At 59.9% G+C, this 8,848-nt stretch carries 7 protein-coding genes and 1 pseudogene; 5 read left to right on the top strand and 3 right to left on the bottom strand.

From position 1 onward, the window contains the following. Positions 1–170 precede the first annotated feature (170 nt). Together Q2941_RS49045 and Q2941_RS49050 are read left to right on the top strand one after the other, a co-directional pair. Entirely contained in the window at positions 171–1,601 is a 1,431-nt protein-coding gene (locus Q2941_RS49045; RefSeq protein ID WP_458197167.1) for an outer membrane protein, read from the top strand. Positions 1,602–1,956: 355 nt separating this feature from the next. After that, positions 1,957–3,249, top strand: a complete 1,293-nt coding sequence (locus Q2941_RS49050; RefSeq protein ID WP_458197168.1) for an ABC transporter substrate-binding protein — start codon at positions 1,957–1,959, stop codon at positions 3,247–3,249. A 54-nt stretch (positions 3,250–3,303) separates the two neighbouring features. On the opposite strand, the gene Q2941_RS49055 is transcribed toward Q2941_RS49050, so the two are convergent. From Q2941_RS49055 to Q2941_RS49065, 3 genes are all read right to left on the bottom strand, one after another. Next, positions 3,304–5,202 (bottom strand): adenylate/guanylate cyclase domain-containing protein, encoded by a 1,899-nt coding sequence (locus Q2941_RS49055; protein WP_458197165.1) that lies wholly within the window; start codon positions 5,200–5,202, stop codon positions 3,304–3,306. Between the two features lie 448 nt (positions 5,203–5,650). Further along, a complete protein-coding gene (locus Q2941_RS49060; RefSeq protein ID WP_458197166.1) occupies positions 5,651–6,964 on the bottom strand; it encodes an MFS transporter in 1,314 nt (437 codons plus the stop codon). Positions 6,965–7,232: 268 nt separating this feature from the next. Then, the gene (locus Q2941_RS49065; protein WP_027525975.1) at positions 7,233–7,454 is read right to left on the bottom strand and encodes a LamG domain-containing protein; all 222 of its coding nucleotides are present in this window, start codon (positions 7,452–7,454) and stop codon (positions 7,233–7,235) included. A gap of 319 nt (positions 7,455–7,773) precedes the next feature. Between Q2941_RS49065 and Q2941_RS49070 the strand changes: the two genes are divergently transcribed. The 3 genes and pseudogenes from Q2941_RS49070 to Q2941_RS49080 form a co-directional block, all read left to right on the top strand. Continuing rightward, positions 7,774–8,031 (top strand): hypothetical protein, encoded by a 258-nt coding sequence (locus tag Q2941_RS49070; protein ID WP_027525976.1) that lies wholly within the window; start codon positions 7,774–7,776, stop codon positions 8,029–8,031. 198 nt (positions 8,032–8,229) lie between these two features. Further along, positions 8,230–8,529, top strand: coding sequence for a hypothetical protein (locus Q2941_RS49075; protein WP_156944605.1), 300 nt, complete (start codon positions 8,230–8,232; stop codon positions 8,527–8,529). A 60-nt stretch (positions 8,530–8,589) separates the two neighbouring features. Then, positions 8,590–8,848 (top strand): annotated as a pseudogene (locus Q2941_RS49080) (hypothetical protein); the annotation flags it as partial.

Here is an 8,848-nt window from a genome sequence, read left to right on the forward strand (position 1 = left end):
CCAAGGCCGGCTCCCAAAAAGAAGCCTTGAATCTGATTTGCTCTCAAAAGGGAATCCTTAGAGTCCACACCACCTAGGCCGTCTCGGAGGTGAGCCAAAAAGAGTGCCCGATTGTCCCTGAGGGCACGGCGACCGAAATTTAGCACACGGGAGATCATGTCGTGAGAACGATGTTTTTCGGAAGCGTCGCACTCATTGCGATCGGCGTCAGCCTTGCCGCCAACGCCGCGGACATGGCGGTGAAGGCTCCACCCATCCCCGAACTACCCTACAATTGGTCAGGAACCTACGTTGGCGCGAATGTCGGTGGCGCGTGGACCAGCGGCAACCTGAACATTCCCAGCAACAATTTTTACGGCGGCCTCACTGAGTTTATTGCTGGCATTCAAGCGGGCTACAATTTTCAGGCGGGACACTTCTTGTTCGGCGTCGAAGGTGATTTCGACGGCGCGACGTTTGGCCACCCAGCACTGCCGACCCCAACACTCGGCTCGGTGAGCCAGAATTGGATCGGGACAATAGCTGGCCGCGCAGGCATCGTGGAGGATCGTTGGCTTGTCTTTGCAAAGGCGGGCGGCGGCTGGGTGCACAGCAATGCAGTATTGAACTTTCCCGGTGTCAGTTGGACCGGATCAACCACAAGTTCGGCTTGGCTTGCAGGGGCGGGCGTGGAATACGGCTTCAAATCGCATTGGACGATCAAGCTCGAGTACGACTATCTTGCACTGTCAAACTGGACGTCGCCCACTTTGCCGCCTATCCGGTTGAACCGTGACCTTCAGATGGTCAAGTTCGGGGCGAACTACAAGTTCGACAGCGGCCTTCCCGATACGGTCGCGCCGACAAGAACCGGCCATTCTGGCGAACCTTCCGAAGACGAAAGCCTGGCCCAAAAATCACAAAACCCGATCGCCGACATGGTCAGCGTTCCGTTCCAAAGCAACACGAACTTTAACGCGGGGCCATTCAACCGCACCCAGGAAGTGCTTAACATCCAGCCCGTCGTGCCGCTGCGCGTCAACGCAGACTGGAACGTGATCTCGCGCACCATCATGCCGGTGATCAGTCAGCCCAACCCGATATTTGACAGCAACACGAATGGAATTGGCGACATTACTCAGGAGTTCTTTTTGACACCCACCCATCCGGGCGCTCTTATCTGGGGTGTCGGTCCAGTCTTCACCGTTCCGTCAGCGACTGATCCGATCCTCGGCACCGGACGCGTATTGGCTGGTCCTACGGCCGTCTTCCTGACGACCCCGGGCCATTGGGTGATCGGCGTGCTGCTCAACAATCAGTGGTCGGTCGGGGGTAACCCGTTGCGGCCGAATGTGAATGAATTTCTTGCGCAGCCGTTTATCAACTACAACATGGCCCACGGGTGGTACTTGACAAGTTCACCGGTTATCACCGCAGACTGGCTGGCGGCACCGGATCAGCGGTGGATCGTCCCGATCGGGGGCGGCTTCGGCCGGATATTCAAAATTGGCGACCAACCGGTGAGCGCAAACATAGCCGGTTACTACAACGTCGTTCGTCCGACCAATTCGCCAAGCTGGCAACTGCGCGCTCAGCTCTCGCTGCTATTTCCGGAAAGATAGCGAACGCGAGCTATTCGCATCGCGACCCGCGGCAGGCTACGCCACCGCCATCTTCGGCAAGTGGCACCTCGGTATCGATCCACAGCGATTGCGGAGCACAACAAACTCGCGAACAGCCGGTCGATTCGGAGTTTTCACGGCCGGTGGCCGACGAGTGATCCGAGGGATCGCAGGCAAGCGACAGGGATGAGACCGCCATACTCCCGCTCTTAATGGGGTGATGATCGACAGGGTGGAAACGCCGCAGCGCGCCTCGGAGGCAGCAACAAGAGCCTCGATCAATCTCAACCCGTTGATCTTGGCCCGCGACAGACTCGACAACGAACGAGCGCGCGGCACGTTTGAGGGAGACGATATGCGGCGAACACCGGCTTGGTTCGGCTTGTTGGTTTGCGCCGGATTGCTGGCCACCATCGCGGATGCAGCTGACCCAACCGGGCGTCTGGTCTTTCTGTCGACCCAACTGCGGCCGATAGGCGAGGCGCAGAAGATGCGCAACCTGGTCCTCAAGGAGTTCTCCTCTGAGGTCGACTACATCACCGATCTGCCGCAGCGACTTCTGACGCGCATAGAGACGGAACGACAGGTCGGTATGCATAACATAGATGTCGTGGGAGCGCTCCATGGAGAGTTGCAGCCGCTCGCGACCCTCGGCGCGTTGGTCCCGCTCGATGACCTCGCTGGCAAGCTGGCTGGCCGCGGCATCCCCAATCGACTGTTGGCACTTGGCAAATTTGGCTCCCCACACCAGCTCTATATACCCTGGATGCAGGCTGGCTACATCATGGTCGCCAACAAACAGGCGCTACCCTATTTGCCGAGTGGAGCGGACATCAATGCCCTCACCTACGATCAACTCGGGACGTGGGCCATAACGCTCCAGCAGAAGACGGGCAAGCGCCTGCTCGGTTTTCCAGCAGGCCCGCATGGGTTGATGCATCGCTTTTTCGAGGGCTTCCTTTACCCGTCGTATACTGGCGGGGTGGTGGTTCCGTTCCGCTCGGAGGCGGCGGAAGCGATGTGGACGCAGTTCGCGTCGTTATGGAGGAGTGTCAACCCGGACTCGACCGGCTACAATTTTATGGATCAGCCCTTGCTTTCCGGCGACGTCTGGATCGGCTTCGATCACATCGCCCGCGTGCTCGGGGCGCTGCGTCAGAAACCGAACGAATTTGTCGCCTTCCCCGCGCCCGCCGGACCCAAGGGGCGCGGCTACATGCCGCTTCTGGTCGGCCTGGCGGTGGTGAAGGGCGCGCCCGACATCGCTGAATCGATGGCGCTGATCGACTATCTGACCCAACCTGCAACGCAGATCACCTTGGCTCGTACCGTCGGCTTCTTCCCGGTGGTGAGTGCGAAGTTGCCGCCGGATCTTGATCTCGGCCTGAAGATGGGCGCCGGTGCAATTGCAGAGATGCAGTCGGCGAAGGATGCGCTGCCGGCGCTGCCACCGGTCGGCTTCGGCGAGCGCGACGCCGAGTTCGACAGCGTGTTCATGGAGACGTTCCAGCTGATCGTCTTGCGGGGGCAGAAGACGCGCCCAGTACTCGATCGCGAGGCAGAGACGCTGAAGCGCCTGATGAGCGAGACCGGTGCGTCATGCTGGCAACCCGATCCTGCCAGTACTGGCCCATGCCTGGTCCAATAACATGGGGCCCGGTCCCTCGCTGCCGGCGGGGCAGCGGCGGCCAACGGATGTCATTTACGCAACGGCTTCGACCAACTCATAGACGCGGGTTTCCGCCTTCATCCCCTTGGCGGTTACCGAACCGATGGCGTTGAATCGAAAGCGATGCTCGACGCGGTTGTGCACAGCCTCACTGACAAGGATCCTCGTCCCATACGCCTTGTTGAGTCCTTCGAGACGAGCAGCAAGATTCACGCTGTTACCCAGAACCGTATAGTTCATGCGTTCTGTCGAACCGACATTTCCCACCACGGCATCGCCGACATGGATGCCAATGCGAGCGACGAACGGTGGCAGCCCCTCGGCTTCAAACTGAGCATTCAGCACGTCGCTCGCCGCCTTTGCCGAAAGGGCGGCCCGACAGGCCCGCTCGACATGATCGGCCTGCAAATGGGGAGCGTTCCAAAACACCATCACCGAGTCTCCGATGAACTTGTCCACGGTTCCGCCCTCGGCAAGAAGCGCTTCCGTCAGCGCCGCGAAATGGCGCGAGGTCTGGCGCATCAGACTGTCAGGGTCGGCGGCTTCGGAAATGCCGGTAAAATTCGTCACGTCGGTAAACAGGATGGAGACCTCCCTCCTCGTTCCCCCAAGCTCGGTGGAGATCGAGCCATCGACGATTCCTCTCACGATGTCCTTGGGGACAAAGCGTGCGAACGACCAGATGCTGCGCTGGGCAACCGCCATCGTCCTGCCGAGTTCGTTGACCTCCGCGATATTCGATGTGACCGGAGCATCGCCCGGCGCCGCTAAAGCCTGGAGTCCCCTCGCTTGGGTAGTTATCCGTTTCAGCGAGGTCGACATCCGGCTGCCAAAGACCCAGGCCGCGGGCACAAAGCAGCTGCCGACGATCAGGGCAATGACTAGCCCCCTGAACTGCAATTTCCTGACGTTCTGTGAGAAATCATCTTCAGCCGCAAACAACATGGAATAGCCGCTGTATTGCTCTCCTTGAGAAAATTTCTGCACGCGAAAAAGGTAGTCTCGTCCATCTTCGCCGCGCACGCTCCCCTCAAAGCGATCGCGGCCGTCCCACCTTTGCATGACGGCGCCGACCAGCCCGGTCCGGATTTCCCAAATCTCGGGGAGCTGCGGACGCGAGGGATGAGCCCTGGCTTCATCCACGAGCCGCTTGAAGTCGGGGTGAGCGATGAGTACGCCGAACGAATCGAAGATGACGGCTGTTCCGTGCTCCCCCGGGCGTTGCGCGTTGACCAGCTCGCTGAACTTATCAAGCTTGAGGTCAGCGGCGATGACGCCGCGGACATGCCCGTGCAGAGGTGCACTCAGGGTGATCATCGGCGTGCCGATGCTGAATGAAGCATATGGCGGCGAAACGAGAGCCCTTGCTGTATGCAACGTATCGCGGTACCAGACTCGTTTTCTTGGGTCATAATTGTAGTCCGGCAGATCGACCTGGTCAGTCTTGTTGCCTTCGGCGTCTTCGAATATCCGCCGCATCGGCAATGCTCCGCCGGCAGTCGGGTGGACCAAATTGACGTTGTAAACGGCACCGGGTGGGGCACCCAGCTTTTGGCGCTCCGCCGGCTCGAGGACATCGAGGCGCCGGACCTGAAGCCAACAACCGTTTTCGTACCCGATATAGAAGCTATCCACCTGCTGCAGTTTCTGGAGCGCAGCTTTGAAGAGGACGATTGCGCTATCCTCCTCGTTCCTGTCGTCGGAGTCTGCGAGAGACGGATTCGATGACAGCACTTCAACGACGGAGCTCAGTCCGGAAACCTCAGCCTCGAGCCGACTAAGGGTGTTCGCACTGGCAGCATCCATGGCGGTAGAGGCCGCTGCTCTCGCGACCGCATGAAAAGTCTGGAGCTGGACAAGAATAAGACATGCCGTCAGGGTTGCAATGAAGGCGATCACAGCCGCCGTTATCGCGATCCTGAACGTAAGCATCTCGATTTATCCCCTTGCTTCTTGACTGGAGACCAGAGCTTCGAGGGGGACATTCCTTGATCTAGATCAAGATGAACCAACGCGATGCAGCTGTTTCTGCGTGCCCGAGGATCACTGCCTGTCTGCTGCGGAGCAATGTGTCCGGTATGGGCCCGTAGCTGACCTTTGCCGAGACCGCCGCAATGTCTACTTCCGGGAGATGAGCGGACCAAAGGTCGAGCAGCCGCCGACGTCCGCTTGTGCCCCCTTAACCGACTGCCGGTCCAACCACCAACCGAGAACACTTGCGTTGGCGTGTCAGCCTTTACCAGCCAATCGTGGCTCGGCTCACTGTGCCTGCTTCAAATAGGCTTCGACCTGACGTGTCGTGTTGCGCAAGGATGAGCGTGCTGACCAGCGGCCTCCGAGATCGCATCTGCAACAAAGTTTCGGCGCTCTATATCGACTGTCATCCCGCTCTCCGCGATTGAATGCCCCCCGGCCTCGAAATCTCGCCAGCACTTGCCTGCTCGATCGACATTTCAACTTCCTCGGGCGGTTTGATGTGACGGAACGACAGGAGCAGTGTGATATCGTAGGCGATCTTGAGAGCGCCGCAGATAACGAGCGGAAGCCCCGAAAATGCCGTACCGAGCATCGCGCCGGCCAAGCTCGGACTGACTGCGGAGGCGAGACTGCGCGGGACGGCAGTCACGCTGGCCGCCGCCGGGCGTTCCTCAGGCGTGACCACTGCCATCACGTAGGAGGTTCGTGTCGGCACATCCATCTGCGAGAGCGCTGCTCGGATCGAAAGCAGGACCAGTACGACCGTCAGATTCGGAAAGAGAGCGGCCGCGATCAGGCAGATGCTTGAGGGGATGTGTGTGAAGACCATTGTGTTGATCAGTCCGAACCGCTGCGACAGCCTTGCGGCGAGCGGATAAGAAAAGGCCGAAAGCGTGTTGGACCAGAAGAAGAAGAGGCTTGCGCTTGAAAGCGAAAGGTCGAAGCGCTCGAATAGCCACAAAGCAACAAGCGACTGGACGGCAAATCCGCCGGCAAATGCATCAACGCTGAAGAGTGCTGCAAGCCGATAGACAATTCGCCGCGAGGGACCAAGGACCGAAGCCTTCGGTCGTGCATCAATCGCGGGTGATGTTTGCGGCAGCAGTCGATAGAGGACTGCGCCAATGAGACCAAGGGCGGTATAGACGAAGAACATGGACTTCAGGGCGGTGAGCCTTGGCATGTCAAACGAGACAAGAAAGTCGGGCACAGTGGCTATCAAGGCGCCCGCCGCGGTCGACAGCCCTCCAATCAGACTATAGCGGGCAAAGACCTGCGTACGCTTCTGGTCGCTCGCATCGCTTGCCAGCAGCGCATGCTCGAGCGGCACGAAGATGCCAATATCTCCTGGCGAGGGATTGATGGTGCCGACAAAGGCCAGAACCAGAATGATCGGAAACGCCTCTGCGAACGGAAACGCCAGACCGGTCAGCATCATCGTGAGCGCGCTCAGCAGTAGGAGCGTCCGCAAGTCGCGATGACCTCCCAGCCAACCGACGCCCAGCGTGAGGACCGCGGTCCCCAGCAGGGCGCCGGTGGCAACCACGCCGATCTGGAAAGGGGAGTAACCAAGCTCGACGAGGTACGCCGGCAAAATGATCGTGGCAAAGCCGTCACCAAGCCCGCGCGCGGCGCGTGCTCCAAACAGGAGCGCGATTGCCGGCAGGGCCTTTAGCCGCGGTTCCGCGTTCTGGCTTGTGTCTGGCGGAACATTCATCCGCGCCGCGCCTCCAACACGCCGGTTGTTGGCAGCCACGCAGTCGTACGCTCGCAGCGAGAGAGCGGGACAAACCCCTCCGGGGAAACGGCGGAACACAAAAAGGCTGTGGGAATGAGCTTAAGGGCAGGCATGCAGCGTCCTTCTCGGAAAACCGGACGCGATTCATGGGCATGTCGCCTCGTGGGGAGATCGCTTCCCCATGGGTGGAAGTAAGGCGCGCCCCACATGTTTGTCAAGGCGCCTACGCTTCTCGCCGAAGCCTCGTTCAATTGCCGGCAGCTACGGTGTAGTCCGCGAAGTGCATGTGGCTGTCGGCCTTCGACCAAAGTCCGATCCGGCCGGACAGCGGTTGCGACAGCGTGTGCTCCAAATAGAGCTTGCCATCGAGATAACCTTCTACCTTCGTGCCGTTCACGCGGACCTTGAGGTCGTGCCACTGCCGTGTCGCGGTCGGGGTGAAGAGCGCTTGCCGTTCTCGAACTTCCACAGCACGATGTTGTTCTCCAGACAGTTCGCCCGGACTGTCAGGTAGTCCCCGTTGGGCTTGAGGTTGCCGAGACGTTCAACGAAGCCCGCACGAGTTTCCAAGTAGCGTGGCAGGAGCTGGCCGCCTCGCGCACGGAGGCAGACTTTGAGACGTGGCGTCGCCAGCGTGACTGGACCGCCTGGAAGGACCGGATGCACCAGCTAACACTCCCGCTGCCGACACTGCGTCCGGAAGGGATTGCACGTTGCTTCTGGGGCGAGTTAATCACGAACCCGACGCTCGATGCCCATACCCACACCGCACACCGCCAGACCGCCGCATGAAACTCACCGCCGAACGTCCCTTCGCCAACCCAGACGCCGCAGCGCGCAAGCTGGTCGAGATCGCCACTAGCATCGAGCCCGTGCAAGACGGTCGCATCCATATCGAGAAGATCAACGCGCCGTTCCTCTATACGCTCAAGGCCAGCGGCCCGGAGTTCGGTGAGGGCATCAAGCATGCTGTCGAACGCGGCTGGCTCGAGCTACACGAGAGCGGGACTTTCGTGAGGATCTTAAAGACAGAGGCCGCCAACTGAGGCGGCTTCACTCTTCGCGGCAATCCATCCCGTCCGCAGCACGTTGCAGGCTTTATTCTTCCGCATGGCGCGGACGGGATCGTCCCGGTTCGCCGCAACAGGCCTAATTTTCGCGCGCCGATCGGCAACCTCACCAATGAACCGCAAGGCTCCTCCTCGCGACAGAACTAAGGGGCGAGTGGTCAAGTGAGCAGTATCATGCGTATGAAGACACTCGCGTCACATTTCCTTACCTGTATCGTGAGCTTCGCCGGTCTAATTGGGGCGCAGCAAGCATTTTCCCTTCAGGTGGATGTCAGCGCGAAGGCCGACATATTTGTTGATCAGGTAGCCAATCGGGCGGTTAAGGGTGACAGGCTGTCCACTACGCGAGCACTGCCCAACGCTCAAAATGGATTGCTAGCGCCAAAATCGCGCTTTGACGCTCGTTGCAAGCCGCCGATTGATGTCGTGGGACGTTGTTTCGCCGACGCGGGATTGAGCCAGAGAATAGCCTGAGCCGAGCATTCCCCACCTGCTACGCTTTGGCCCCGCCGACTCGTATTGCGCGATCTGCCATTGCACCAGCGCAAAACGAATTTGGAACGGCTGCTGGCGCGCCGTCCGGATGGCATCACCGTCGCGCCCTTCGAGCGCGGCGAGATCGGCCTCGATCTATTCCGCGCCGCGTGCCGCATGGGTTTCGAAGGTCTCGTTTCCAGGCATCGTGACAGGCCTTCCCGGGGCGGCCGACAGAAACGCTGGATCAAGATGCTATGGGGCGGGGCGGACGGCGAGGGTTTGTGGCACGCTCGGCGCTCTGTCCAAAGACACCAAA

The organism is Bradyrhizobium sp. UFLA05-153, assembly GCF_054185185.1.

What these genes read in the sequence shown, in the direction of transcription:
- Q2941_RS49070 (WP_027525976.1), top strand. Translation starts at nt 7,774, where the DNA reads ATGAAACTCACCGCCGAACGTCCCTTCGCCAACCCAGACGCCGCAGCG.
- Q2941_RS49050 (WP_458197168.1), top strand. Translation starts at nt 1,957, where the DNA reads ATGCGGCGAACACCGGCTTGGTTCGGCTTGTTGGTTTGCGCCGGATTG.
- Q2941_RS49075 (WP_156944605.1), top strand. Translation starts at nt 8,230, where the DNA reads ATGCGTATGAAGACACTCGCGTCACATTTCCTTACCTGTATCGTGAGC.
- Q2941_RS49060 (WP_458197166.1), bottom strand. Translation starts at nt 6,964, where the DNA reads ATGAATGTTCCGCCAGACACAAGCCAGAACGCGGAACCGCGGCTAAAG.
- Q2941_RS49055 (WP_458197165.1), bottom strand. Translation starts at nt 5,202, where the DNA reads ATGCTTACGTTCAGGATCGCGATAACGGCGGCTGTGATCGCCTTCATT.
- Q2941_RS49045 (WP_458197167.1), top strand. Translation starts at nt 171, where the DNA reads ATGTTTTTCGGAAGCGTCGCACTCATTGCGATCGGCGTCAGCCTTGCC.